Here is a 25181-nt window from a genome sequence, read left to right as displayed (position 1 = left end):
TCCGGCCGGGCCGGGGAAACCGTCAGAAGCCGAGCCGGCGTAACTGACGGGGGTCGCGCTGCCACTCCTTGGCCACCTTGATGTGCAGGTCGAGGTAGACCTTCGAGCCGAGCAGCGCCTCGATGTTCTTGCGGGCGGCGGCACCGACCTCGCGCAGCCGTTCGCCCTTGTGCCCCAGGATGATCCCCTTCTGGCTGGGCCGTTCCACGAACAGGAACGCGTGCACGTCGATGAGGTCGTCGCGGCCTTCGCGGGGCAGCATCTCCTCGACGGTGACGGCGATCGAGTGCGGCAGCTCGTCGCGGACGCCTTCCAGCGCCGCCTCGCGGATCAGCTCGGCGACCAGGGTCTGCTCGGGTTCGTCGGTGAGCTCGCCACCGGGGTAGAGCTGCGGCCCTTCGGGCAGCTTGCGAACGAGCAGGTCCGCGAGCGCGTCCACCTGGAACCCGTCCACTGCGGACACCGGGATCAGCTCGGCGAAGTCCATCACCTCCTGCAGCGCGAGCAGTTGCTCGGCGACCTGCTGGGGCTGGACGAGGTCGGTCTTGGTGACGATGCCGAGCACGGGGGTCCGCTTGGCGATCTTCTGCAGCTCGGCGGCGATGAACTTGTCGCCGGGCCCGATCTTCTCGTTCGCCGGCACGCAGAAGCCGACGACGTCCACTTCGGACCACGTCGTGTGCACGATGTCGTTGAGCCGCTCACCGAGCAGGGTGCGCGGGCGGTGCAGGCCGGGCGTGTCGATGAGGACGAGCTGGGCGTCCTCGCGGTGGACGATCCCGCGGATGGCGTGCCGGGTGGTCTGCGGCTTGCTGGAGGTGATCGCGACCTTGGTGCCGACGAGGGCGTTGGTCAGCGTCGACTTGCCGGCGTTGGGCCGGCCGACGAAGCAGGCGAAGCCGGAACGGTGCTCGGTCATCGCTCGCGCACCTCGAGCACCGTGCCGTCGGGGGCGGCGAGGATGATCGGCGCGTACTTCGCGATGTCACGCACGGCATGGACGGACGCGCCCTTGAGCAGTCCCTCTTCGCTGACGACGGCGGCGGCTTCGATGCCTTCGGCGCCGCTGGACAGCGCCGCGGCGACCGCGGCCTGCAGCGCGGTGAGCTTGAACGACGGCTGGTCGACCGTGCCCGCCGCGTAGGTGCGGCCGTCGGTGTCGCGGACCGCGGCGCCTTCGGGGGCCTGGATGCGGGCGCGGGAGGACCGGGCGAGGACGACCAGCTTCTGGTCCTCCGCCTCGAGGTCAGGCATGTTCGACGCTCCTGTCGCGTTCGTCGGTGTGGGGCAGGCGCGTGCGGCGGCGCGTCCGGTCGACGGGGTCCGTCATCGCCTCGGCGTCGGCCGGGTGGACGACGACGGAGGTGATCCGCATGCGGCCGCGCCGGTCCTTGCCCCCTTCGGCGAACAGCCGAAGGCCGGCGACCTCGGCTTCGGCCCCCGGTAGCGGGACCCTACCCAGTCGTTCCGCGAGCAGCCCGCCCACGGTCTCCACGTCGTGGTCTTCGAGGTCGATGCCGAACAGTTCACCCAGGTCGTCGATGCCCATCCGGGAGGAGACGCGGACGGCGCCGCCGTCGAGCTCCTCGACCTCGGGGCGTTCGTCGGCGTCGGACTCGTCGGTGATCTCGCCGACGATCTCTTCGAGGACGTCCTCGATGGTGAGCAGGCCCGCCGTGCCGCCGTATTCGTCGACGGCGATCGCCATGTGGTTGTGCGAGCGCTGCATTTCCTTGAGCAGCTCGTCGAGCCGCTTCGAGTCGGGGACGAAGGACGCCGGGTTCATCACGGAGTCGACGACCGTGCTCGGCCCGTCGGGGTCGAGGTAGCCGGTCATCAGGTCCTTGATGTTGACGACGCCGACGATGTCGTCGACGGACTCGTCGATCACCGGCAGCCGGGTGAACCCGGTGCGCAGGGCCAGCGCCAGTGCCTGGCGGACGGTCTTGGTGCGCTCGATCCAGACGATCTCGGTGCGCGGCACCATGACCTCGCGGGCCACGGTGTCCCCGAGCTCGAACACCGAGTGGATCATCTCGCGTTCGGAGTCCTCGACGACGCCGCGTTCCTGGGCGAGGTCGACGAGTTCGCGCAGCTCGACCTCGGAGGTGAACGGGCCCTCGCGGAAGCCCTGGCCGGGGGTGATGGCGTTACCGATGAGGATGAGCAGCCGGGACAGCGGGCCGAGGACGGAGCCGAGGACGCGGACGGGCCCGGCGACGTAGCGGCCGATGCGGTAGGGGTGCTGCCGGCCGAGGGTGCGGGGGCCGACGCCGATGAGGACGTAGCTGACCACGACCATGACGACGGCGGTGACCAGCACGGCGAGGCCGAGCGGCGCCAGGCGGGTGCCGACGAACACGGTGACGAGGACGGTGGCGGTGAGTTCGCAGCCGAGGCGGAGCAGGAGCAGCAGGTTGATGTGCCGGCGGCGTTCGGCGACGACGGCGGCGAGGTGGCGGGCGCCGGGCAGCCCGAGCCGGGCGAGGCCGTCGGCCCGGGCTTGCGACACGGTGCTGATCGCGGCGTCCGCCGCCGCGAACACGCCCGCCAGGAGCACGAGCGCGATCGCGAAGAAGAGCTGTTCCATGGCTGGCGCCTAGGGCGTTTCCCCGGCGGGTGGTTCGGCGGCGGCCGGCGCGGGGGCGTCGAGTCCGGCGATGCCGAGGACACGGTCGTCGGTGTTGCGTTGGGCGTCCCGCTTCTCGAGCGCGGCGACGGCGTCCTGGTACTCGCCGAGGATGCGCTTCTGGAGGGCGAACATCTCGCGTTCCTCGGCGGGTTCGGCGTGGTCGTAGCCGAGGAGGTGGAGCACGCCGTGCACGGTGAGCAGGTGCAGCTCGTCGATCAGGGCGTGGCCCGCGGTCTTGGCCTGGTCCTTGGCGAACGCCGGGCAGAGCACGATGTCCCCGAGCAGCGCCGGCGACGCGTCGGGCGCGTCGGGGCGGCGGGAGGAGTCGAGCTCGTCCATCGGGAAGGCCATGACGTCGGTGGGGCCCGGGAGGTCCATCCAGCGTTCGTGCAGGTCTTCCATGACTTCGAGGGTGACGAGGAGGATGGACAGCTCGGCGAGCGGGCTGACCTCCATCTTGTCGAGGGCGTAGCGGGCGGCGGAGACGATGGACGTCTCGTCGACGTCGACGCCGGACTCGTTGGCGATCTCGATGCTCAACGCCGGTTGCCCTTCCAGCCGTCGTTCTGCTGCGCGTCCTGCACGGCCTGCCACTTCTCGTAGGCGTCGACGATGCTCGCGACGAGCCGGTGCCGGACGACGTCCTGGCTGGTGAGTTCGGCGAAGTGGAGGTCCTCGACGCCGGTGAGGATGTCGCGCACGACGCGCAGGCCGCTGCGCTGCCCGCTGGGCAGGTCGACCTGGGTGATGTCGCCGGTGACGACGATCTTGGACCCGAAGCCGAGCCGGGTGAGGAACATCTTCATCTGCTCGGGCGTGGTGTTCTGGGCCTCGTCGAGGATGATGAAGGCGTCGTTCAGCGTCCGGCCGCGCATGTAGGCGAGCGGCGCGATCTCGATGGTGCCGGCCTGCATGAGCCGCGGGATCGACTCGGGCTCGACCATGTCGTGCAGCGCGTCGTACAGGGGCCGCAGGTAGGGGTCGATCTTCTCGTTCAGGGTGCCGGGCAGGTAGCCGAGGCGCTCGCCGGCTTCGACGGCCGGGCGGGTCAGCACGATGCGGGTGACCTGCTTGGCCTGGAGGGCCTGGACGGCCTTCGCCATGGCGAGGTAGGTCTTGCCGGTGCCGGCGGGGCCGATGCCGAAGACGACGGTGTGCTTGTCGATGGCGTCGACGTACCGCTTCTGGTTGAGCGTCTTGGGCCGGATGGTCTTGCCGCGGCGCGAGACGATGTTGAGGCTGAGGACCTCGGCCGGCGAGGCGTCTCCGGTGGAGAGCATGCCGATGGTGCGCCGGACGGTGTCGGGCCCGACCTGCTGGCCGCCGGTGGCGAGCTGCACGAGCTCGGCGAAGACGCGTTCGGCGAACGCGACGTCGGCGGGGTTTCCGGTCAGGGTGACCTCGTTGCCGCGTACGTGCACGTCAGCGGCAAGGAGCTCCTCGGCGACGCGCAGGTTCTCGTCGCGGGAGCCGAGCAGGCTGAGAGCGGCAGCGTCGGGGATCGGGAACCGGGACTGGGCCGCCTGGGCGGCGGCATCCTCGGTCTTGGCGACGTCCCCGGGGACGTCGGGTCGGGCGGCTCCACCCGGTACGGTTCCGGCCACGTGGCCTCAGGCCTGCTTTCTCGGTGAGGGACTACGGACCCCACCGATGCTACTGGCACCCACCGACAAGACGCAGGCCGGTTTCCCTAGTCCTCGTCCGGAGCCCCGAACAGCCCGAGCGGCTCCCCGCCCAGAACGTGGGCGTGCACGTGGAAGACGGTCTGCCCGGCATCCCCATCGGTGTTGAAGACGACCCGATACCCGCTCTCGACGATCCCCTCGAGTTCGGCAACCTTCCGAGCGGAGGCGACCACATCAGCAAGAAGCTGCGGATCCGCGGCAGCAAGCTCCGCAACATTCCGGTACCGCTTCCGGGGCACAACGAGCACATGAACCCGAGCCTGCGGCCGAACATCCCGGAAGGCAAAGGTGGTCTCATCTTGATAGACAACATCGGCAGGAATCTCCCCACCAACGATCCGCTCAAACAGAGTCTCAGCATCACTACCGCTCATAAGAGCACCCTACCCACCACACCCACACGCCCCACCACACAACACACTCCCGCACAGTCCCCACACTCCCCACACCAGCGAGAAGGCCGAAGGCCGCCGAGCCGGCAACACGCCATAACCAACGGAACCGAAGCGAAACCCGCGGGGGTCCGGGGCGAAGCCCCGGCGGGGGTCTGGGGGTTCGACCCCCAGAAAACACAACGAAACCAAACCGCGGCTCGACAGCGAGCGAAGCGAGCAGAGAGATGCCGCGGTGGCGGTGAAGCCTGGGGGTCGCCTCACCGCGACCGCGGCGGCCGCCGGACCGAGGGGGGAGGTGCCCGGCGGAGTCTGTGTCTTCCCAGTGGCGCACCTGAACTTTGAGTGGTGCGTTAATAGACGAGAGTAACGGGTCGGAGCGTGATCGCGCCATAACTGGGCGCAAAAATATGCCCTTTTTCGCCGTGAACTACTGCCAACGGGTGGTGAGGGCGCCGAGGGCGCCGAGGGCGACCGCGGCGGCCGTGGAGGTGCGCAGGACCGTCGTGCCCAGCCGCACCGCCCGGGCGCCGGCCTCGCGCAAGGCGGTGAGCTCCTCGTCGGTGACGCCGCCCTCCGGTCCCACGACGAGCAGCACGTCGCCGGTGTCGGGCAGCGGCAGGTCGGTGAGCCGCTCGGGGACGTCGGATTCCAGCACGATGGCCAGCGACATGGTCGCCACCAGCCCGGCCAGCTCTCCGGTGGTCACCGGCTCGGTGACCTCCGGCACGTGGGCCCGCCGGGCCTGCTTCGCGGCCGCACGAGCGGTGGCTCGCCACCTCGCGAGGGCCTTCTCGCCGCGGCCGCCGTCCTCCCACTTCGCGACGCTGCGAGCCGCCCGCCACGGGACGATCGCGTCGGCTCCGGCCTCGGTGGCGAGTTCGACGGCGAGTTCGCCGCGGTCGCCTTTGGCCAGTGCCTGTGCGACCAGCACGCGCAGGGCGGGCGGCTGCTCGGTCCAGTGTTCCTCGACCGCCAGCGTGAGCAGCGGTTCGCGCCCGGCCTGGACGCCTTCGACGACGCACCGGGCCATCGCCCCGGCGCCGTCCGAGAGGACCAGCCGCTCCCCCGCGCGCAGGCGGCGGACAGTGGCCGCGTGCCGGGCTTCCTCGCCGTCGAGGACCGCGCGGCCGGAAGCCGGCACCGACGCGGCGAGGAAGACCGGCAGGGTGGTGTCGGGCACGGTCAGCGGTGGTTCTTGGCGCGGAGCTTGGAGAACAGCCCGCCGTGCTTGGTGCCGTTGGACGCCAGTGTCGGGACCTCTTCGCCGCGCTGCTGGGCCAGCTCGACGAGGAGTTCGCGCTGGGCTTCGTCGAGCTTGGTCGGGACCACGACGTCGATGTGGACGTGCAGGTCGCCGCGGCCGTCGACGCGGCCGGAGGACCGCAGCCGCGGCATGCCCTTGCCGGTCAGGACGAGCTCGGCGTTGGGCTGGGTGCCCGGCTCGACGTCGAGTTCGTAGTCGCCGTCCACGAGGGTCGAGATCGGCACCGTGGCGCCGAGCGCGGCCGTGGTCATCGGGATGCGGAAGTTGCAGTGCAGGTCGTGGCCCTGCCGGACGAACACCTCGTGCGGGGTCTCGTCGATCTCGACGTACAGGTCGCCGGCGGGGCCGCCGCCGGGGCCGACCTCGCCCTGGCCGGAGAGCCGGATGCGCATGCCGTCGCCGACGCCCGGCGGGATCTTCGCGGTGACGTTGCGGCGGGCGCGGATGCGGCCGTCGCCGCCGCACTGGCGGCAGGGGTCGGGGATGACCTCGCCGAAGCCGCGGCAGACCGGGCACGGCCGGGCCGTGACGACCTGGCCGAGGAAGGACCGCTGGACGGACTGGACCTCGCCGGCGCCGCCGCAGGTGTCGCAGGTCTTGACCGAGGTGCCCTCGCTGGTGCCCGCACCGCGGCAGAGGTCGCAGACGATCGCCGTGTCGACGGCGATCTCCTTGTCGACCCCGGTGGCGCACTCCTCGAGGGAGAGGCCGAGCCGGATCAGCGCGTCGGAGCCGGGCTGGACGCGGCTGCGCGGGCCGCGCCCGCGCCCGCCGCCACCGCCGGCCGCGCCGAAGAAGGCGTCCATGATGTCGCCGAGGCCGCCGAAGCCGGCGAACGGGTCGCCGCCACCGCCGCCGCGCGCGCCGCCGTCCATCGGGTCGCCGCCGAGGTCGACGATCTTGCGCTTCTGCGGATCGGACAGCACCTCGTAGGCCGTCGTGACCTCGCCGAACTTGTGCTGCGCGTCTTCCGACGGGTTGACGTCGGGGTGCAGCTCCCGGGCCAGCTTCCGGTACGCGCGCTTGATGTCCTGATCGCTCGCGTTCTTGGCCACCCCGAGGATGCCGTAGTAGTCCCTCGCCACCGTCTCTGCTTCTCCTTCTGCTCTGCCCGGCTCAGCGGCCGGCCAGGATCTGCCCCACGTAGTTGGCGACCGCCCGCACCGCGGCGATCGTGCCGGGGTAGTCCATCCGGGTCGGGCCGACCACCCCCATGCCGCCGAGCACCACGTCGTCGCGGCCGTAGCCGATCGAGACGACCGAGGTGCTGCGCATCTGCTCGTCTTCATTTTCCTCACCGATGCGCACCGTGATCGCACCGGGGTTGCGCGCGGCGGCGAGGAGCTTGAGCACGACGACCTGTTCTTCGAGCGCCTCGAGGACCTGGCGCAGCGAACCCGGGAAGTCGGCGACGTTGCGCGTGAGGTTCGCGGTACCGCCGAGCACCAGGCGTTCTTCGGGGTGTTCGGCCAGTGACTCGACCAGGACCGTGGTGACGCGGATGAGCGTGTCCCGCAGTTCGCCGGGCGACTTGTCGGGCAGTTCGGCGACCCGCGCCGCGGCGTCGTTGAGCCGCCGTCCGGCCATGGCCGCGTTGAGCACGCTGCGGAGCCGGGCGACGTCTTCTTCGGTGATGACGTCGCCGAGGTCGACCGTGCGCTGGTCCACGCGCCCGTTGTCGGCGATCAGCACCAGCATCAGCCGCGCCGGGGTGAGCGGCACCACTTCGAGGTGGCGCACCTTGGCGTTGGTCAGCATCGGGTACTGGACGACGGCGACCTGCCGGGTCAGCTGCGCGAGCAGCCGGACCGAGCGCTTGAGGACGTCGTCGAGGTCGGTGCCGCTGTCGAGGAACGTGGTGATGGCCTTGCGTTCGGCGGTGGAGAGCGGCTTGATCTCCGAGAGCCGGTCGACGAAGAGGCGGTAGCCCTTGTCGGTCGGGACGCGGCCGGCACTGGTGTGCGGCTGCGTGATGTAACCCTCTTCTTCGAGCGTCGCCATGTCGTTGCGCACCGTGGCGCTCGACACACCCAGGTTGTGCCGCTCGACGATCGCCTTGGACCCGACCGGTTCCTGGTTGGACACGTAGTCGGCCACGATCGCGCGCAGCACGTCGAAGCGGCGCTCATCCGCGTTGGCCACCGGTTCCTCACCTACCTCGCTCGCTGCTCGACCCGAGTTTACGGAAGCCTGAGCCGGTCGCGCTCAACGCGCCCGCCCGCGCCGGGTAAAGAGCACGCAAACCGCCGCCCATGAATTGTTCTGGAAATGGGTTTCCCGCTTGAATGGGGAACCGAAAACCGGTTTGCTCCCTCTGAGCCACGCACCCTTCCCCGACTGACGAGGTCGCCGTGAACAATTTTGACCCGGCTTCGGCCGGAATGCCCGAAATCGCCCGGCGCGCGGCCGAGGCGAAGGAGCGGTTGCAGCGTGTCTCGGCGACCGCCACGAGCGCCGACGGGGCCGTCACGGTCACCGTCAACACCGCCGGTGCGCTGCAGGAACTCAGCTTCGGCCCGCGTGCGGACGAGCTGCCGCGGACCCGGCTGGCCCAGGCGGTCCTGGCCACGGCGCGCCGGGCCCAGCTCGACGCGGCGCAGCAGCTGACCGGCATCATGGCGCCGGTGATCGGCGAGCGCAGCGAGGCGATGGAATTCCTCAAGGAACAGATTCCGGCACCCGAAGTCCCCGAAGAACGCACCGGAGAACCGCGCCGGAAACCGCCGTCCGACGACGACTTCGGCAGCCCGATCCTGCGCCGGGGGCTCTGATGGCGATGCGGGTCGACTTCGACGTCCTCGGCGGCCACGAGGACGACATCCGCGAGATCGCCGCCAAGGTCCAGCAGGCGCTCGACGCCGCCGGCACCGCGCAGGCCCTCGACTTCGACGCGTTCGGGCTGGTCGGCCAGGTCTTCGCGCTCCCCATCCAGGCGTGGCTGACCACGGCCGACGGCTTCCTCGCCGCGGCGGTCGAGGCCGGCCACGAAGTCGCCGACCGGGTGAAGACCGCGCACACGGCGTTCCGCGAGCACGAGCAGAAGACGAAGAGCCTGATCGAAGGCATCGGCAAGGAGCTGCCGGCATGACCGAGACGCAGGAAAACCCGCTGGTCGCGACGGCCGAGCCGGCCGGCGGCTTCTGGAGCGGCATGGGCGACGGCTCGAAGGGCGAACTCGACAACGTCAACGCGCAGACCGGCGGCGCGGGCATCTTCAGCGACGCCGCCTCGACGCTGACCGACGCGCGCAACGGCGACTGGGGCAACCTCGCCATGGACGTCGGCACCGACGCCCTCGACCTGCTCGGCGCGGCGATGGACCCGCTCGGGACCCTGGCGAGCGCGGGTGTCGGCTGGCTGATCGAGCACATCAGCTTCCTCAAGGACGGCCTCGACAAGCTCGCCGGCAAGCCCGAAGCGATCACCGCCAAGGCCGTGACCTGGACGAACATCGCGAAGCAGCTCACCGAGACGGCCGAAAGCTACGAACAGAAGGCGAAGAAGGTCCAGCAGTCGTTCAGCGACTGCGGGTCCGCGGAGGCGTACCAGCGGACGGCCGAAAGCTACGTCGGCGTCCTGCGCGGCGCCGCGTCCCACGCCGAAGGCGCGTCGACCGCGATGAACGTCGGCGCGGCGCTGGTCGGCACCGAGCGCGGGCTGATCCGCGACCTGATCTCGTCGTTCGTGGGCGAGCTGATCGTCAAGGCGCTGGCCGCGCTGGCGGCGTCGTGGTGCACCTTCGGCGGCACGATCGCGGCGTTCATCGCGGACACGGTGATCGAGGGCGGCGTGCTCGCGGAGAAGATCAGCACCCGCATCGCGAAGATCGTCGAGAAGCTGGAGGGCCTGGCGAAGGGCGCGGGCAAGTCCAAGGCGGCCCTCGAAGGGGCGGCGAACGCGCTGAAGAAGGCCGGCAAGGCGGCCGACCGGATCGTGGACAAGAGCGTCGAGACGGCGGCGGGCATCGAGCGGAAGGCCACCGAGCTCAAGCAGGCGGGCCGGGAAGCGAAGTCCGCCGAAGAGACGGCGAAGGGCTGGAGCGACGCCGCCAAGGAGCACGTCCCGGGCCGCGAGAAGCTGGAAGGCCCGGGCCAGTACTCCGAGGAGGGCCGCAGCGTGCTGAACCAGCACAAGGTCCTCGACCCGAACGAAAAGGTGCACTGGAACACCGCCGACACCGTCGGCGTGGCGACCGAAGGCCGCCGCCAGGAGAACGAGCAGTACGACCGCTACCACGAGGCCCAGGAGGCCTACGAGAAGGAACACCCCGAAGGCGAGGGCGAGTGAACGACCGGCCCGAGGTGGAGCTGGCCAACCGCAACGGCCGGCTCCACCCCGCGCAGCGCGGCGCGCTGCTCGACCTGAACTTCTGGGTGGCGGCGGCCCTCGTCGTCGCCGGTCTGGTGGTGACGGTGACCCTCGCCACCGTGGCGGAGACCGCGGGCGCGGTCCTGGGCACCGTGGTCCCGCTCCTGGCGATCACCGGCTGGTTCGCGTTCGTCTGCTGGCGCCGGCTCGCCGACGCCTTCGGCGGCCGGCTGGTCGCGGTGACGGGCTGGACGCACGACTTCGACACCGCCCGTCTCACCGACGAGTACCCGATCGGGCTGCACCGCAGCCCGGAGGGGTTCAAGAGCCTGGAGTCGTTCAGCCTCCGCGCCGGCGGCCGGACCTACCCGCTGGAGCGGAAGCTCCGCGAGCGGATCCAGCCCGGCCGGACCAACACCGTGCTCGTCGCATCCCGGAGCAAGCTGCTGGTCAACGTCCTCCCCGCCTAGACCTGCGGTCAGCGGCGGGCTTCGATGCGCAGGTCGCCGCGGGTCACCGCGCGGAGGTGGTCACTGGCGAGCACGTCGTGCGGGTAGCCGAGGTCGATCGCGGAGACCTCGTCGAGGCGAGCCAGGTGCGAAGCGGTGAAGGCGACCTCCAGGGCACCCAGGTTGTCTTCCAGCTGCGCGGGGGTGCGGGCGCCGATGATCGGTGCCGTCACGCCCGGGTTCTGCAGGGTCCACGCCAGCCCGACCTGGGCGGGGGTGCGGCCCAGCTCGGCGGCGACCTCCGTCACGACGTCGGCGACGGCGAGGCTGCGCTCGGTGACCAGGCCCAGGCCCGCGTTGAAGCTCTTGCGGGTGCTTTCGCCGGGTTCGGCGTTCGCCGAGGTCAGGTCGGCGCGGCGGTACTTGCCGGTGAGCAGGCCGCCCGCCAGCGGCGAGTACGGCGTCACCCCCAGCCCCATCGCCCGGGCCATCGGGATCAGGTCCCGCTCGGCCGCCCGGTTGACGAGGTTGTACTCGACCTGCAGCGCGATCAGCGGCGACCAGCCGCGCAGGTCGGCGATGGCCTGCATGCGCGAGACCTCCCAGGCCGGGACGTTGGACATCGCCACGTACAAGATCTTGCCGTCGCGAACCAGGTCGTCCAGGCCGCGCAGGATCTCTTCGACCGGCGTCGTGAAGTCCCAGACGTGCAGGTAGAGCAGGTCGAGGTAGTCCGTGTTCAGCTGCCGCAGGCTGGCCTCCACCGACGCGAAGAGGCTCTTGCGGTGCGGGCCGCCGGAATTGGGGTCACCGGGCCGGCGCAGCGTGGTGTACTTCGTCGCCAGCACCAGGCTCTCGCGGTGGTCGCGCGCGAACTCGCCGAGCAGGCGCTCGGAGCTGCCGTCGGTGTAGGTGGCCGCGGTGTCGACGAAGTTGCCGCCTCGCTCGACGTAGGTGTCGAACAGCTTGCGCGCCTCGGCTTTCTCCGCGCCCCAGCCCCACTCGGTGCCGAAGGTCGCCGTGCCCAGCGCCAGCGGGGAAACCCGCAGCCCGGAGCGGCCCAGCAGCCGGTAGGTGTCAAGGGTGAGGGACATCAGGTCCTCCTGTGCTCGGAATCCGTCGGGCACCAGCCTGTGATCACCGCGGACCGCAGGTAAGGGAGAGGACTTCCTGGGAACACGAGTCCTACCCCCGGCGGTTGTACCCGGCATGATCACCCCGACCGAGGAGCTCGCCGCGTTCCTGCGGACCCGGCGCGAGCGCCTGGACCCGGGCGACCTCGGGCTGCCCGCTCGCCGGCAAGCCCGCCGGACCCCGGGTCTGCGCCGCGAAGAGGTCGCCGAACTGGCCGGCGTCAGCGTCGACTACGTCGTGCGGCTCGAGCAGGGGCGGGGGCTGCGGCCCTCGGCGGATGTGGTGGCGGCCCTGTCCCGGGCGCTGCGCCTGACGCCGGCCGAACGCACCTACTTCTTCGACCTGACCCGGCAGCGCCCGGACGACGCCGTCGAGCCCGCGACCACCGCCGTGCCGTCACTGGCCCGGCTGGTCGCCGACCTCTCGCCGCTGCCGGCCATGCTGATGAACCACCGCTACGACATCCTCGCCTGGAACGGCGAAATGGCGGGGCTGCTCCTGGATTTCGGCACCCTGCCGCCGTCGCGGCGCAACGCGATGTGGCTGTGCCTGCGGCACCCGGAGATCCGCGACTCCTACGTCGACCGCGAGCGCGTGGTGCGGGAAGGCGTCGGTCACCTGCGCGCCGCGTGGGCCGCCCACCCGGAAGATCCGGCGTTGCTCGGCCTCATCGCCGAATGCACCCGGGACGAGGAGTTCGCGCGGCTGTGGGCCGAGCGGGACGTCAAGGCCACCGGCCGCGGGAGCAAGGTGCTGCGCCATCCCGCGGCCGGCGTCCTCGCGGTGGACTTCGAGGTGCTCCTGCCCCTCCAGGACACCGATCAGCGGGTGATGATCGGCCGGCCCGCGGACGAGGCGAGCCGGGCCGCGCTCAGGAGTTGCGTGGGAAGCCCAGGTTGACCCCGGCGTGCGAGCGGTCCGGCCACCGCGACGTCACGACCTTCGTCCGGGTGAAGAAGTGGAACCCTTCGGGCCCGTACGCGTGGCTGTCGCCGAACAGCGAGTCCTTCCAGCCCCCGAACGAGTAGTAGCCGACCGGCACCGGGATCGGCACGTTGACGCCGACCATGCCCACCTCGACCTCGTTCTGGAACCGGCGGGCGGCCGCACCGTCGCCGGTGAAGATGGCCGTGCCGTTGCCGTACGGGTTGGCGTTGATCAGCGCCAGCGCGTCGTCGTAGGAGGCCGCGCGGGCCACCGAGAGCACCGGGCCGAAGATCTCGTCGGCGTAGATCGACATCTCCGGGCGGACGTGGTCGAACAGCGTCGGGCCGAGCCAGAAGCCGCCTCCGGAGACCTCGATGCCCCGGCCGTCGACCACCAGCGACGCACCGGCGGGACACCCCGGCATCCACATAGGACTCAACCCGCGCGTGGTGGGCCGCGGTGACCAGCGGGCCCATCTCCGACTCCGGGTCGCGGCCGTCGCCGACGCGCAGCCGGGCCATCCGTTCGGTGATCTTCTCCACGAGGGCGTCGCCGACCGGGTCGACGGCCACGACCACCGACACCGCCATGCACCGCTCCCCCGCCGAGCCGAACCCGGCCGACACCGCGGCGTCCGCGGCCAGGTCGAGGTCGGCGTCCGGCAGCACCACCATGTGGTTCTTCGCCCCGCCGAGGGCCTGGACGCGCTTGCCGTGCCGGGTGCCGGTTTCGTAGACGTAGCGCGCGATCGGCGTCGACCCGACGAACGAGATCGCCTTGACGTCGGCGTGTTCGAGGAGCCCGTCGACGGCGGCCTTGTCGCCGTGCAGCACGTTCAGCGCGCCCGCGGGCAGCCCGGCCTCGGCGAACAGCTCCGCGATGAACACCGCCGCCGACGGGTCCTTCTCGCTCGGCTTGAGCACCACGGTGTTCCCGCAGGCCAGCGCGTTCGGGACGAACCACAGCGGCACCATGGCCGGGAAGTTGAACGGCGAGATCACGCCGACCACGCCGAGGGGCTGGGCGATCGAGTAGACGTCGACGCCGGTGGAGGCGTTCTCGCTGAACCCGCCCTTGAGCAGCTGGGCGGCACCGCAGGCGAACTCGACGTTCTCGATCGCGCGGGCGATCTCGCCGGCCGCGTCGGACTCGACCTTCCCGTGCTCGCTCGTGATGATCTTCGCCAGCTCGTGCTTGCGCGCGGACAGCAGCTCGCGGACGGCGAACAGCACCCGCGTCCGCCCGGCCAGCGACGTCCCCCGCCAGCCCGGCAGCGCCGCCTTGGCCGCGGCGACGGCGGCTTCGATCTCGGCCTCGCCGGCGAAGTCGACGTGCGCCCGGACCTCCCCGGTGGCCGGGTCGAAGACCTCGCCGGACCGCGCGGCGGTCCCGCCGAACGGCTTGCCGTCGATCCAGTGGCTGATGCGGTCGGTCACGGCGGGCACTCCTTCACTCCGGCAACGTCCCCCCGAGTCTCCGGGCGCGCGCCACGCCAGGCCATCGGCAACGTGTACGCCAGTCGGCTTCCGGCCGTACAGTCTGTCCCTGCCCATTCCCACGCCGAGGAGCCATGTACCCGACCGTCGCCGAGGTCCTCGCGCTGCCGGTGCTGCGCCAGGGCCGTCCGCACGTCGTCGCCGGCACCGCCGGGCTGGACGCGCCGGTGCGCTGGGCGCACGTCGCCGAGGTCGCCGACATCGCGCACCTGCTGCGCGGCGGCGAGCTGGTGCTGACCACCGGCGTCGCGCTGCCCGACGACGGCCCGGCGCTCGCCCGGTACGTCGCCGACCTGGCCGGGGTCGGTGCCGCCGGGGTCGTGGTCGAGCTGGTCCGGCACTGGAGCGACAAGCTGCCCGCCGCGCTGGTCGGCGCGGCCGAGGAGCACGGCCTGCCGCTGGTCACGCTCTCGCGGGAGACGCGGTTCGTGAGCGTCACCGAGGCGGTCAACGGCCAGATCGTCGACGCCCAGGTCGCCGAGCTGCGCGCGGCCGAGCGCGTGCACGAGACGTTCACCGCGCTGACGGTGGCGGGCGCCGAACCCGGTGTCGTCCTGGGCGAGGTCGCCCGGCTCACCGAGCAGCCGGTGGTGCTGGAGACGCTCTCCCACGAGGTCCTCGCCTACGACGCGGCCGGCACCGACCCGGCCGAGCTGCTCACCGCCTGGCCGGCCCGCTCGCGGGTGGTCCAGGTCGGCGAGCGCACCGGCTACCACCCGGGTTCGGGCTGGCTGGTGACCGTGGTCGGCGCGCGCGGGCACGACTGGGGACGGCTGATCCTGGTCTGCGCCGACCAGCCGCCGCACCGCCACCGGGTGGTCGCCGAGCGGGCCGCGTCCGCGCTGGCCGTGCACCGCCTGGTCGCCAAGGAATCCGACGGTCTCGAACGCCAAGCCCACCGTGCGGTGCTCGCCGAGCTGCTCGCTTCGCCCGCCCCGACGGCGGAACTGCTGGCCCGCGCCTCGGCGCTGGCCGTGCCGCTGCCCGGACGGCAGCTGGTCGGGCTGGCCGTCCGGCCGCGGCTGACCGGGGTTCCGCGGCCGGCGCTGTCCACCCCGCCGGTGCTGCGCGAGCTGGCCGAGGCGACGGTGCTGGCCGCCCGCCGCGCGAAGGTCTCGGCACTGGTGGCGACGGACGATCTCGGGGTGCGCGCCCTGCTCGCGCTGTCCCCGGAGGCGAACGCCGAGGCCGTGCTGCACCGGCTCGCCACCGACGTCCACGAAGCCCGCGGCAGCGCGCCGGGGGTGCTCGCGGTCGGCACGACGGTGTCGTCCCCCGCCGAAGCCCGCCGGACGTTGCTGGAGGCGGCCCAGGTCGCGGCGGCCGCGCTGGGCACGGGCGCGGACCGGGTGGTGCACCGGTTGTCGGACGTCCGCCTGCGCGGCCTGCTGCACCTGCTGTCCGGCGACGACCGCGTGACGGCCTTCGCGGCCCGGGAACTCGGGCCGTTGCTCCAGCGCGACGCCGCGACCGGCAGCCGGCTGGTGCAGGCGCTGCGGCACTACTGCGAGCAGGGCGGCAACAAGTCGGCGGCGGCCGCGGCGGCCCACACCTCCCGGACGGCCTATTACCAGCAGCTCGCCCGGATCGAGCAGGTCTTGGGGGTGCGGCTGGAGGACCCGGAGTCGATGTTGTCGCTGTACGTGGCCCTGCTGGCGGCGGACCTCACCCGGCCGAGCGAAGAAGACTCACCCGGACGTGCAGCACAGTGATCGGCGCCGGACGGCCGATGACACCGATATGGCCCTATTCCCCTTCGCAGCTTGTGTGCTGAGTCTCGGCTGCCTCGCGCCGGCCCAGCCGCCGGCCTCGACCCTGCAGCTGACCACCCACGACACCGCCGGCCGGATCGGCTCGGTGGTGCTGACGTGCGACCCGGTGGGTGGCACGCACCCCAAGCGCGACAAGGCGTGCGAGGTGCTTTCGGGTGCCGGCGGTGATTTCTCGCGGATCAACGCGCGGCACCAGGCGTGCACGCTGATCTACGCCCCGGTGGACGTCGCGGCGATCGGTACCTGGCGCGGGAAACCGGTGTCGTTCGACACGACGTACGCGAACCGCTGCGAGGCCGACCGGGATTCGGACGGGGTCTTCGCGTTCTGACGCAACGCCGCGACAGCTGAACGGCATCACCTGATGGGGCACGGCCTGCTCCCGGGCAGGCTGTGCCCATGCCACCACCGATCGCCACTCCCCGGGCCCGTGCGCTGGGGTTCGGGATGAAGAGAGCCAGGCAGGCGCGGAATCTGAAGGTCCGGGAACTGGGCCGGTTGATCGACGTGCTGCCCCAGAACATTTCCAATTGGGAGAGCGGCAAACGCATCCCGAAGCTCGAAGAGCTCGGCACGATCCTCGGCGCCCTCAGGGTGGATCCGGCCGAACGCGCCCGGCTTCTCAACCTCGCCCGCTACGCCAACGACCCCAACTGGCTCGAACAGCACGCGCCGCCGACGGCGACGTTCGTCGACTACGAGCGGACCGCCACCGAAATGTTCGAGTGGGCTTCGGGGCTGGTTCCCGGACTGCTGCAGACCCCCGCCTACATGCGGGCGGTCTTCGCCGCCGCGGCGCGCCCGAAGCAGAACATCGAGAAGCACGTGATGGTCCGGCTCGCCCGCCGCGATGTCCTGGTCGGCCGGCCGCCGCTGCAGTACCGGGCCGTGCTCAACGAGGCCGTGCTGCGCCAGAACATCGGCGACCAGCCGGTGATGGCCGAGCAGCTCCGCCACCTGCTCGCGGCATCCCGCGCACGCAACGTTTCGGTTCGCGTGCTGCCGGAGCACAGCGGCTACCACCCCGGGCTTTACGGGCCGTTCGTGATCTTCGACTTCGCGGACCTGCCGCCCATCGTCTATCTGGAGCACTACCGCAGCAACGGGTACGTCTACCATGACGAACACTTGGCCGACTACCGTGCGGCAGTCGCAACCCTGTCCGCCCTGGCGTTGAGCGAGCATGATTCCGAGCAGCTCATCCAGGGGGTGATCACCGAACTGGAGGCCTGAAATGTCAGATGCCACCTGGCGGAAGTCCTCTTACAGCGGCGAAGACCCGAAAGGCAACTGTGTCGAAGTCCGGCTCGCCGGGCTGTCGCAGATCCGCGACACGAAAGACCGCGCGGGCGGCACACTCTCCGTCACCACCCGATCGTGGGAAGCCCTGGTGGCCTCTTTGAGCGCGCGGAAGCCGCCGGGCCGCCCCCACGACGGCCCGGTGGCTTCCGCGTAACTCCTAACCACGCGCTACCCGCCGGTCCGGTTCAGCCGCAGGCGGTGACCGGGCCCAACCTCACATCCCGGGCCGCCGAGCGGCTGAGGTTCCAGGCCGGCCAGCCGTCCGGGGTGTCGTCGCGCAGGACCTGCCGCAGCACGCAGGTGCGCAGTGGTTCCGCCAGGCGGTCCGAGACGACCGGGACCACGTCGGCCGAAAACCGGGCCAGGTAGCGGTCGTCGAGGGTCTTGCCCGCCGCCGCGCGGTCGAGGTTGGCGTCGGCGATGAGGCGTTCCGGGTCGAGGAGGGCGAGGCCGAGCAGCGCCGCCGCGGCCGTGCCGATCGCCGCGCGGGGCAGCCACGCCGGGCGCAGCCGGATCAGCGATGCCAGCACCAGCACGAACACCGCGCCGAACCAGAGTTCGCACACCTCGACCAGCAGCCGCAGCACGGTGAAGCCGTACGCCTGCTGGTAGGTCCACATCCGGCTCAGCGCCGAGCCGACGAGCACCAGGGTGAGCGCGCTGAGCGTGCCGAGCAGGACGCGCTGGCGGAGCCGGTCGGCTTTCGTCGAGTCCGGCGCCCACCGCAGCGCCGCGGCGACGATGGCCAGCGTCAGCACGGTGACGGCGCACAGCTGCCAGAAGCCGCCGCGGGCGTACTCCGCCGACGTCAGGTTGCCGGTGCGCAGGACGTACTCGGTGCCGCCGAAGAGCACGACCAGCCGAACCCCGACGAAGACGCTGAACACCAGGACGAGGACGACCAGCGGGACCGTCCACTCCAGACCGTATCCGCTCCGGTGTGGACGGTCGCCCGAGGCGCGGGGCGCCGGCGCGGCGAGGAAGTAGCAAGCGCCGGCGACGACCAGCCCGACGACGGCGAACACCGAACACCACCGCACGAGCGTCGCGACGCTGAGATCGGGGACCATGGCGGTGACGACGGCGGCGAAGGCGGCATCGGCACTGGCCAGCAGCGGCACGAAGACCCCGACGAGCCCGGCGGCGGCCAGCACGGCCAGCGCGATCCGCCGGGCGACCCCGTCACGGCGGGCGGTGAAGCGGCCGGCCCCGCGCCCGACCCACGGAATGGCCCGGAAGGCCTCGATCGGGACGGCGAGCATGTCGTAGAGGACGGAGTGCACGGTCCGCTCCCCGACCACGGCCAGCGACCCGGCCACGACGGCGGCGATGACGCAGAGGACGAACAGCCACCCCGACGCCCGCACGGCCCCCACGGCGAGCAGCCCGAGCGCGAGCGCGGCCCACCCGCCGCTCCGCCAGGTGAAAGCGCCTTCCGCCCCTGCACGCGAACGCCGATCGGCCACGACCACCGCGGCGGCGACGGCCAGCCCGGAGAGCAGCCACCCGATCCCGGGCCGGTCGACGGGCAGCAGCAGCGCCCCGGCCACCCCGGCCAGCCCGGCGGCCGGCAGGACAGCGGGCGGCAGCGGAACGACGACGGACTTCGGCGGCGGCAACGGCCGCATCAGCACGGGCGGCGCGGCCACGGCGACCCTACCGCCCGTGGCCGGAGCACCGGGCGCGCCGAAAGCGGCTCCGCCGGCGGTGGAGTGCCGGCCGGGGTGTTCCCGGACCCCCACCGGGGCCCCACTCACGGTCTCGACAGGCGAGCCGGCCGCGCGCGCCTCCCCCACCGGGACCCCACTCACCGTCTCGACAGGCGAGCCGGCCGCGCGCGCCTCCCCCACCGGGACCCCACTCACCGTCTCGACACGCGAGCCAGCCGCGCGCGCCTGCCCCACCGGGACCCCACCCCGCCCGCCCCCGCCCCTCGCCACCCCGGCCGAATCCCCACCAACCCCTGGTCCGCCCCCGGCCTCCCCCACTGCCCGCTTCCCCCGCGGCACCCGATCCCCCGGTTCCCCGGCCCTGCCAACGCTGCTCTTCGGCATCTCGCCCACCTTTGTGTTTGCTTTCGCGAATATCGCTGCCCAAGCCCCCGCTCCGCAAGGTCGCGAATGACTCATTCGGGACCTCCGACGTCCCGAATGAGTCATTCGCGGCATCGGAGGCGAGCCGAGAACTAGGCCGGCAGCGTCACCCGGATCCGGCTCCCCGTCCCCGGCGCCGGATCCACCACCCCGATCGTTCCCCCGTGCAGTTCCACCGCCCACCGGGCGATCGCCAGCCCCAGCCCGGTGCCCCCGCCCGAGGGCCGCTCGCCGCGGGTGAACCGCTCGAACACCCGCTCCCGGTCCGCCGGCGCGATCCCGGGCCCCTCGTCGCACACGTCGATGCGCACGTCGGCCGGCCGCACCTGGGCGGCCACCCGGACCTGGCCACCCGCCGGGCCGTGGCGGGCGGCGTTCTCCAGCAGGTTGGCCACCACCTGGAACAACCGGCCGCGGTCCGCCGTCACCATCGCGCCCTCCGGGGACACCGACACCTCGAACGTCACCCCGCGGCCGGCGAACGCCGCCTCCCCCACCACTTCCGACAGCAGCGACCACAGCGAAAACGACGTCTTGTGCAGCGGGATCGCCCCCGCGTCCAGCCGGGACAGGTCCAGCAGCTCGTCCACCAGCGTCGCCAGCCGCTCGGTCTGCCGCAACGCCGTCTTCAGCGTCCCCGGATCGGGCTCCTCGACGCCGTCGACGAGGTTCTCGAGCACCCCGCTCAACGCCGTGATCGGCGTCCGCAGCTCGTGGGACACGTTCGCGATCAGCTCCCGGCGCCGCCGGTCCGCGTCGCCCAGGTCCCCCGCCATCTGGTTGAACGCCTGCGCCAGCTCACCCACCTCATCCCGCGTGGTGGCCCGGATCCGCCGGGTGTAGTCGCCCTTGGCCATCGCCCGCGCGGCCGCCGTCATCTCGCGCAGCGGGCGCGTCATGCCGTGGGCCAGCACCTGCGACAACACCAGCGCGAGCACCATCGCGGTGATCGTCGTCCTCGGCGGCAGCCAGCCGATCTGCCAGTTGAAGAACGCGAACGCCACCCCACCGGAGGCGACCATCAGGATCGCCAGCTTCAGCTTGATCGACCGGATCCGGTCCAGCGGCCTCGGCACGAAGTTCACGAGCCCGCCTCCAGCGCGTAGCCGACACCGTGCACGGTCCGGATCAGGTCGGCGCCGAGCTTCCGCCGCAGCGCCTTGATGTGGCTGTCCACCGCCCGGGTGCCCGCGGACGTGCCGTGGACGTCCCAGTCCCACACCTCCGACAGCAGCCGTTCGCGCGGCTGCACCACCCGCGGCCGCCGCGCGAAGTGCACCAGCAGGTCGAACTCGATCGGCGTCAGCTGCGCCGCGACCCCGGCCCGGGCGACGCGCCGCTGGTCGACGTCGATCTCGAGGTCGCCGAGCACGATCCGGGTGCCCGCCACCGAAGCCGAGCGCTCGACCCGCCGCAGCAGCGCGTGCACCCGCGCGGTCAGCACCCGCATCGAAAACGGCTTCGTGAGGTAGTCGTCGGCGCCCACCCCCAGACCGACCAGCAGGTCGGTCTCGTCGGCCCGCGCGGTCAGCATCAGCACCGGCACCGGCCGCCGCCCCTGGATCCGGCGGCAGACTTCCAGGCCGTCGAACCCCGGCAGCATCACGTCGAGCACCACCAGGTCCGGCTCCGAAGCGGTGTCCGCTTCGACGGCGGCCGGTCCGTCGTGGACGACCTCCACCCCGAACCCTTCGGCCCGCAGCCGGGCCGCGATCGACGCGGCGATCGTGACGTCGTCCTCGACGACGAGCACCCGCCGCCCACCCAGTTCCATGACCACGACCCTAAGCACCTCCGGTGGAGACGGTTCGCGTGAAGTGTGAAGATCCTGTGGAGACGTTTCACCCGCTTTTCCGGTTGATGACGGCCGGATGTGTGACGCGGGTCATGCACTCCGCTCCCCTCCGCGCAATCGACAGACTGCACTCCTGATCAGCGAAGAGTGAACAGACTGCCGTTGCCCCGGCGATGACCAGGCGCGCAGGATTCCGCAATGGCGCCGACACCCGCAGACCAGCGCGTGCACGACGACGGCCGGGTCGAGCTCGACCCCGCCGACGTCCGGTCTCTCGAAGGCAGCCGGTTCTTCAACGAGGAACTGGCCCCCGTCCCGGTCGGAAAACGGACCTGGACCACCTACAACTACTTCGCGCTCTGGATGGGGATGGCCCACAACATCCCCAGTTACGCCCTGGCCGCGTCGCTCATCGCGCTCGGCATGAACTGGGTGCAGGCGCTGCTCACGATCACGATCGGCAACCTGGTCGTGCTCGCCCCCATGCTGCTCAACAGCCACGCGGGCACCAAGTACGGCATCCCGTTCCCGGTGTTCGCCCGCGCGTTCTACGGCCTGCGCGGCGCCAACCTGGCCGCGCTGCTGCGCGCGTTCATCGCGTGCGGGTGGTTCGGCATCCAGACGTGGGTCGGCGGCGAGGCCATCTACGTCATCCTCGGCCGCCTGCTCGGCTCGTGGTGGCGCGACTCCGCCGTCATCGGCGGGCAGCACTGGACGCTCTGGCTGTCCTTCGTGGTGTTCTGGATCGGCCAGATGCTCATCATCTGGCGCGGCATGGACGCGGTCCGCCGGTTCGAGAACTGGACGGCGCCGCTGGTGTCGGTCGGCTTCCTGATCATGCTCGGGTACGTCCTGGTCAAGGCGGGCGGGCTCGGCCCGATCCTGTCCGACGGCGGCAAGCTCGGCTGGGGCCCGGACTTCTGGAAGGTGTTCGCGCCGTCGCTGATGGCGATGATCGCGTTCTGGTCGACGCTGTCGCTGAACATGCCGGACTTCACCCGCTTCGGCGGCAGCCAGCGCAAGCAGGTCCGCGGCCAGATCCTCGGCCTGCCGACGACGATGACGTTCATCGCGATCGTGGCCATCCTGACGACGTCGGGCGGGCACGTGCTCTACGGCGAGGACATCTGGGACCCGGCGAAGCTGGCCGACAAGTTCACCAGCCCGGCCGTGGTCGTCGTCGCGCTGGTCGCGCTGGTGCTCGCCACCATTTCGGCCAACCTCGCGGCCAACGTCGTCAGCCCGTCCTACGACTTCTCGAACGCGTTCCCGAAGAAGATCACGTTCGCCGTCGGCGGCGGGATCACCGGCGTCGTCGGCATCCTGATCCAGCCGTGGCGGCTCTACTCCGACCCGAACATCTACATCTTCGCCTGGCTCGGCTTCTACGGCGGGCTGCTCGGCGCGGTCGCCGGCGTGCTCGTCGCCGGGTACTGGGTCGTCAACCGCACGAAGCTGCGGCTGAAGGACCTCTACACACCCGATGGGGTGTATTGGTTCAGCGGCGGCTGGAACTGGCGCGCACTGGTCGCCACGCTGGTGGGAGCGCTGCTCGCCGTCGGTGGCGCCTATGGCGGGCCCTTCCCCGCCGACGGGCTCATCCCGTTCCTCAAGCCGCTTTACGACTACAACTGGGTGATCGGCCTGGTCGGCGCCTTCGCCGTCTTCGCCGCCCTCTCCATTCCGTCAACCAAGGAGGAAGCAAGTGAGCGTCGTCCGAGCCGGATTGATCCAGCAGCGGTGGACGGGTGACAAGGAGTCCATGATCAAGGCGGCGGTCGACCACATCGCCACCGCCGCCTCGCAGGGCGCCCAGGTCGTCTGCCTCCAGGAACTGTTCTACGGGCCGTACTTCTGCCAGGTGCAGGACGCGGACTACTACTCCTACACCGAGGCCATCCCCGACGGCCCGACGACCCAGCTCATGCAGGAGGTGGCCGAGCGGCACGGCATCGTGCTGATCGTGCCGATGTACGAGGTCGAGCAGCCCGGCGTCTACTACAACACCGCCGCGGTGATCGACGCCGACGGCACCTACCTCGGCAAGTACCGCAAGAACCACATCCCGCAGGTCAAGGGGTTCTGGGAGAAGTTCTACTTCCGCCCCGGCAACCTCGGCTACCCGGTGTTCGACACGGCCGTGGGCCGCATCGGCGTCTACATCTGCTACGAGCGGCATTTCCCGGAGGGCTGGCGCGCGCTCGGCCTGGCCGGAGCGAAGATCGTGTTCAACCCGTCGGCGACCAGCCGCAGCCTGTCGCAGTACCTGTGGAAGCTGGAGCAGCCGGCGGCCGCGGTGGCGAACGAGTACTTCGTCGGCGCGATCAACCGGGTCGGCGTGGAACCGCTGGGCGACAACGACTTCTACGGCCAGACGTACTTCGTCGACCCGCGCGGCCAGCTGGTCGACGAAGCCGCCTCCGACACCGAAGACGAGGTCGTGGTGCGCGACCTCGACATGTCGCTGCTCGAGGAAGTCCGGAACACGTGGGCGTTCTACCGCGACCGCCGGCCGGACACCTACGGCCCCCTCGCGGAGGCCTGATGACCACGCTGATCCAGGGTGGTCAGGTCGTCTCGCCGTCGGGCGCGCTCCTGGCGGACGTCCTCGTCGACGGCGAAACCATCGCCGCCGTCGGGGCGCCCGGGACGCTGACCGGCGACGAGACGATCGACGCCACCGGGAAGTACGTGCTGCCCGGCGGCATCGACGCGCACACCCACATGGAGATGCCGTTCGGCGGGACGCATTCCGTCGACACCTTCTCCACCGGCACCACGGCCGCGGCGTGGGGCGGCACGACCACGATCATCGACTTCGCCGTGCAGGCCAAGGGCACGTCACTGCTGTCCACACTGGACAAGTGGCACGCCAAGGCGGACGGCAACTGCGCGATCGACTACGGCTTCCACATGATCGTCTCCGACGTCAACGACCAGTCGCTGAAGGAGATGGAAGCCTGCGTCGACGGCGGGGTCGGCAGCTTCAAGATGTTCATGGCGTACCCGGGGGTGTTCTACTCCACGGACGGGGAAATCCTGCTGGCGATGCAGAAAGCGCGCGAAATCGGCGCTACGATCATGATGCACGCCGAAAACGGCATCGCGATCGATCAGCTGGCCGCGCAGGCTTTCGAGGCGGGCAACATCGATCCCGTGCAGCACGGCCTGACCCGGCCGCCCGAGCTGGAAGGAGAGGCGACATCACGAGCGATCCAGCTGGCCAAGGTGACCGGTTCGCCGCTCTACATCGTGCACCTGTCGGCGTCGCAAGCGCTTGCGGCGGTGGCGGAAGCGCGTAACGAGGGGCAGAACGTCTTCGCGGAGACGTGCCCGCAGTACCTGTACCTGTCCATCGAGGACTTGGCGAAGCCGGACTTCGAGGGCGCGAAGTACGTGGCTTCGCCGCCGCTGCGGGAAAAGTCGCACCAGGCCGACCTGTGGCGCGGGCTGCGGACCAACGACCTGTCCGTGGTGTCCACCGACCACTGCCCGTTCTGCTTCAAGGACCAGAAGGAGCTGGGCCGCGGCGACTTCCGGGCCATCCCGAACGGGATGCCGGGCGTCGAACACCGGATGGACCTGCTGCACCAGGGCGTCGTCGCCGGTCAGCTGACGCTCGGCCGGTGGGTCGAGACGTGCTCGGCCACCCCGGCGCGGATGTTCGGGCTGTACCCGCGCAAGGGCGTCATCGCGGCGGGTTCGGACGCGGACATCGTGATCTACGACCCTTCGGCGACGCAGACGCTGTCGGCTGAGACGCATCACATGAACGTGGACTACTCGGCGTACGAAGGGTTCGAGATCACCGGCCGCGTGCACACGGTGCTTTCGCGTGGGCGCGTTGTCGTGTCGCCTGCCGGTTTCTCGGGCTCGACGTCCCACGGCAAGTTCCTGTCCCGTTCGCTGAACCAGTACCTGAACTGAGG

25 protein-coding genes and 1 pseudogene are annotated in these 25181 nt (G+C 71.1%); 12 read left to right on the top strand and 14 right to left on the bottom strand.

The features are described from left to right. Positions 1–22 precede the first annotated feature (22 nt). The 9 genes from era to hrcA form a co-directional block, all read right to left on the bottom strand. Positions 23–919, bottom strand: coding sequence for a GTPase Era (gene era, locus AB0M30_RS25350; RefSeq protein ID WP_364587998.1), 897 nt, complete (start codon positions 917–919; stop codon positions 23–25). Further along, entirely contained in the window at positions 916–1254 is a 339-nt protein-coding gene (locus tag AB0M30_RS25345; protein WP_013228397.1) for a hypothetical protein, read from the bottom strand. The genes era and AB0M30_RS25345 overlap by 4 nt, the downstream gene beginning before the upstream one ends. Beyond that, entirely contained in the window at positions 1247–2590 is a 1344-nt protein-coding gene (locus tag AB0M30_RS25340; RefSeq protein WP_364587995.1) for a hemolysin family protein, read from the bottom strand. Before AB0M30_RS25340 ends, AB0M30_RS25345 begins: the two co-directional genes overlap by 8 nt. Positions 2591–2599: 9 nt before the next feature. Next, positions 2600–3172, bottom strand: a complete 573-nt coding sequence (gene ybeY / locus AB0M30_RS25335) for an rRNA maturation RNase YbeY (protein ID WP_013228399.1) — start codon at positions 3170–3172, stop codon at positions 2600–2602. Beyond that, positions 3169–4236 carry a PhoH family protein gene (locus AB0M30_RS25330; RefSeq protein WP_103340849.1) on the bottom strand — a complete coding sequence of 356 codons (1068 nt, stop codon included), beginning with the start codon at positions 4234–4236 and terminating at the stop codon, positions 3169–3171. Before AB0M30_RS25330 ends, ybeY begins: the two co-directional genes overlap by 4 nt. A gap of 86 nt (positions 4237–4322) precedes the next feature. Further along, positions 4323–4691 carry a histidine triad nucleotide-binding protein gene (locus AB0M30_RS25325; RefSeq protein WP_364587992.1) on the bottom strand — a complete coding sequence of 123 codons (369 nt, stop codon included), beginning with the start codon at positions 4689–4691 and terminating at the stop codon, positions 4323–4325. A 448-nt stretch (positions 4692–5139) separates the two neighbouring features. Beyond that, complete coding sequence (locus AB0M30_RS25320) at positions 5140–5892, bottom strand: 16S rRNA (uracil(1498)-N(3))-methyltransferase (RefSeq protein WP_364587989.1); 753 nt, start codon at positions 5890–5892, stop codon at positions 5140–5142. Positions 5893–5894: 2 nt separating this feature from the next. Further along, positions 5895–7061 (bottom strand): molecular chaperone DnaJ, encoded by a 1167-nt coding sequence (dnaJ, locus tag AB0M30_RS25315; RefSeq protein WP_103340846.1) that lies wholly within the window; start codon positions 7059–7061, stop codon positions 5895–5897. A 31-nt stretch (positions 7062–7092) separates the two neighbouring features. After that, on the bottom strand, positions 7093–8118 hold the full coding sequence (gene hrcA, locus AB0M30_RS25310) for a heat-inducible transcriptional repressor HrcA (protein WP_364587986.1): 1026 nt from the start codon (positions 8116–8118) through the stop codon (positions 7093–7095). Positions 8119–8357: 239 nt separating this feature from the next. Here hrcA and AB0M30_RS25305 point away from each other — a divergent pair, with 239 nt between their 5' ends. From AB0M30_RS25305 to AB0M30_RS25290, 4 genes are read left to right on the top strand one after another with little or no spacing between them, the layout of a single operon-like run. After that, the gene (locus tag AB0M30_RS25305) at positions 8358–8747 is read left to right on the top strand and encodes a YbaB/EbfC family nucleoid-associated protein (protein WP_364588066.1); all 390 of its coding nucleotides are present in this window, start codon (positions 8358–8360) and stop codon (positions 8745–8747) included. After that, positions 8747–9064 (top strand): type VII secretion target, encoded by a 318-nt coding sequence (locus AB0M30_RS25300; protein WP_103340843.1) that lies wholly within the window; start codon positions 8747–8749, stop codon positions 9062–9064. The genes AB0M30_RS25305 and AB0M30_RS25300 overlap by 1 nt, the downstream gene beginning before the upstream one ends. Then, positions 9061–10263: a hypothetical protein gene (locus AB0M30_RS25295; RefSeq protein WP_364587982.1), complete on the top strand. Its 1203-nt coding sequence runs from the start codon at positions 9061–9063 to the stop codon at positions 10261–10263. The genes AB0M30_RS25300 and AB0M30_RS25295 overlap by 4 nt, the downstream gene beginning before the upstream one ends. Then, on the top strand, positions 10260–10754 hold the full coding sequence (locus AB0M30_RS25290) for a hypothetical protein (protein ID WP_364587979.1): 495 nt from the start codon (positions 10260–10262) through the stop codon (positions 10752–10754). Before AB0M30_RS25295 ends, AB0M30_RS25290 begins: the two co-directional genes overlap by 4 nt. Positions 10755–10762: 8 nt before the next feature. Here the strand turns inward: AB0M30_RS25290 and AB0M30_RS25285 are convergent, their stop codons facing one another. Continuing rightward, positions 10763–11827: an aldo/keto reductase gene (locus AB0M30_RS25285; RefSeq protein ID WP_364587976.1), complete on the bottom strand. Its 1065-nt coding sequence runs from the start codon at positions 11825–11827 to the stop codon at positions 10763–10765. 115 nt (positions 11828–11942) lie between these two features. Here AB0M30_RS25285 and AB0M30_RS25280 point away from each other — a divergent pair, with 115 nt between their 5' ends. After that, a complete protein-coding gene (locus AB0M30_RS25280) occupies positions 11943–12767 on the top strand; it encodes a helix-turn-helix transcriptional regulator (RefSeq protein ID WP_364587973.1) in 825 nt (274 codons plus the stop codon). On the opposite strand, the pseudogene AB0M30_RS25275 reads toward AB0M30_RS25280, so the two are convergent. Further along, positions 12739–14230: pseudogene (locus AB0M30_RS25275) on the bottom strand (CoA-acylating methylmalonate-semialdehyde dehydrogenase). The gene AB0M30_RS25280 and the pseudogene AB0M30_RS25275 sit on opposite strands and share 29 nt — an antisense overlap. A 134-nt stretch (positions 14231–14364) precedes the next feature. Between AB0M30_RS25275 and AB0M30_RS25270 the strand changes: the two are divergent. From AB0M30_RS25270 to AB0M30_RS25255, 4 genes are all read left to right on the top strand, one after another. Beyond that, on the top strand, positions 14365–16002 hold the full coding sequence (locus AB0M30_RS25270) for a PucR family transcriptional regulator ligand-binding domain-containing protein (RefSeq protein ID WP_364587970.1): 1638 nt from the start codon (positions 14365–14367) through the stop codon (positions 16000–16002). A 28-nt stretch (positions 16003–16030) separates the two neighbouring features. Continuing rightward, positions 16031–16393: an SSI family serine proteinase inhibitor gene (locus tag AB0M30_RS25265; protein WP_364587967.1), complete on the top strand. Its 363-nt coding sequence runs from the start codon at positions 16031–16033 to the stop codon at positions 16391–16393. Between the two features lie 68 nt (positions 16394–16461). Beyond that, on the top strand, positions 16462–17295 hold the full coding sequence (locus AB0M30_RS25260; RefSeq protein ID WP_364587964.1) for a helix-turn-helix transcriptional regulator: 834 nt from the start codon (positions 16462–16464) through the stop codon (positions 17293–17295). 1 nt (position 17296) lies between these two features. Beyond that, complete coding sequence (locus AB0M30_RS25255; protein ID WP_364587961.1) at positions 17297–17518, top strand: DUF397 domain-containing protein; 222 nt, start codon at positions 17297–17299, stop codon at positions 17516–17518. A 31-nt stretch (positions 17519–17549) separates the two neighbouring features. Here the strand turns inward: AB0M30_RS25255 and AB0M30_RS25250 are convergent, their stop codons facing one another. The 3 genes from AB0M30_RS25250 to AB0M30_RS25240 form a co-directional block, all read right to left on the bottom strand. After that, positions 17550–19013, bottom strand: a complete 1464-nt coding sequence (locus AB0M30_RS25250) for a DUF4173 domain-containing protein (RefSeq protein WP_364587958.1) — start codon at positions 19011–19013, stop codon at positions 17550–17552. 536 nt (positions 19014–19549) lie between these two features. Further along, positions 19550–20542: an ATP-binding protein gene (locus tag AB0M30_RS25245; RefSeq protein ID WP_364587955.1), complete on the bottom strand. Its 993-nt coding sequence runs from the start codon at positions 20540–20542 to the stop codon at positions 19550–19552. Then, positions 20539–21231, bottom strand: a complete 693-nt coding sequence (locus tag AB0M30_RS25240; protein WP_233226002.1) for a response regulator transcription factor — start codon at positions 21229–21231, stop codon at positions 20539–20541. Before AB0M30_RS25240 ends, AB0M30_RS25245 begins: the two co-directional genes overlap by 4 nt. A 219-nt stretch (positions 21232–21450) precedes the next feature. On the opposite strand from AB0M30_RS25240, the gene AB0M30_RS25235 reads away from it, so the two are divergent. From AB0M30_RS25235 to hydA, 3 genes are read left to right on the top strand one after another with little or no spacing between them, the layout of a single operon-like run. Continuing rightward, entirely contained in the window at positions 21451–23004 is a 1554-nt protein-coding gene (locus AB0M30_RS25235) for an NCS1 family nucleobase:cation symporter-1 (protein ID WP_364587952.1), read from the top strand. A 10-nt stretch (positions 23005–23014) separates the two neighbouring features. Further along, complete coding sequence (locus tag AB0M30_RS25230) at positions 23015–23797, top strand: nitrilase-related carbon-nitrogen hydrolase (RefSeq protein ID WP_364588063.1); 783 nt, start codon at positions 23015–23017, stop codon at positions 23795–23797. Next, positions 23797–25179 (top strand): dihydropyrimidinase, encoded by a 1383-nt coding sequence (hydA, locus tag AB0M30_RS25225; RefSeq protein WP_364587949.1) that lies wholly within the window; start codon positions 23797–23799, stop codon positions 25177–25179. The genes AB0M30_RS25230 and hydA overlap by 1 nt, the downstream gene beginning before the upstream one ends. Positions 25180–25181 lie beyond the last annotated feature (2 nt).

It is taken from the genome of Amycolatopsis sp. NPDC051716 (assembly GCF_040681595.1).
In the GTDB taxonomy this organism is placed as follows: Bacteria; Actinomycetota; Actinomycetes; order Mycobacteriales; family Pseudonocardiaceae; genus Amycolatopsis.
The sequence above is the reverse complement of the archived record's forward strand: the minus strand, read 5'-3'. Positions and strand labels throughout refer to the sequence as shown.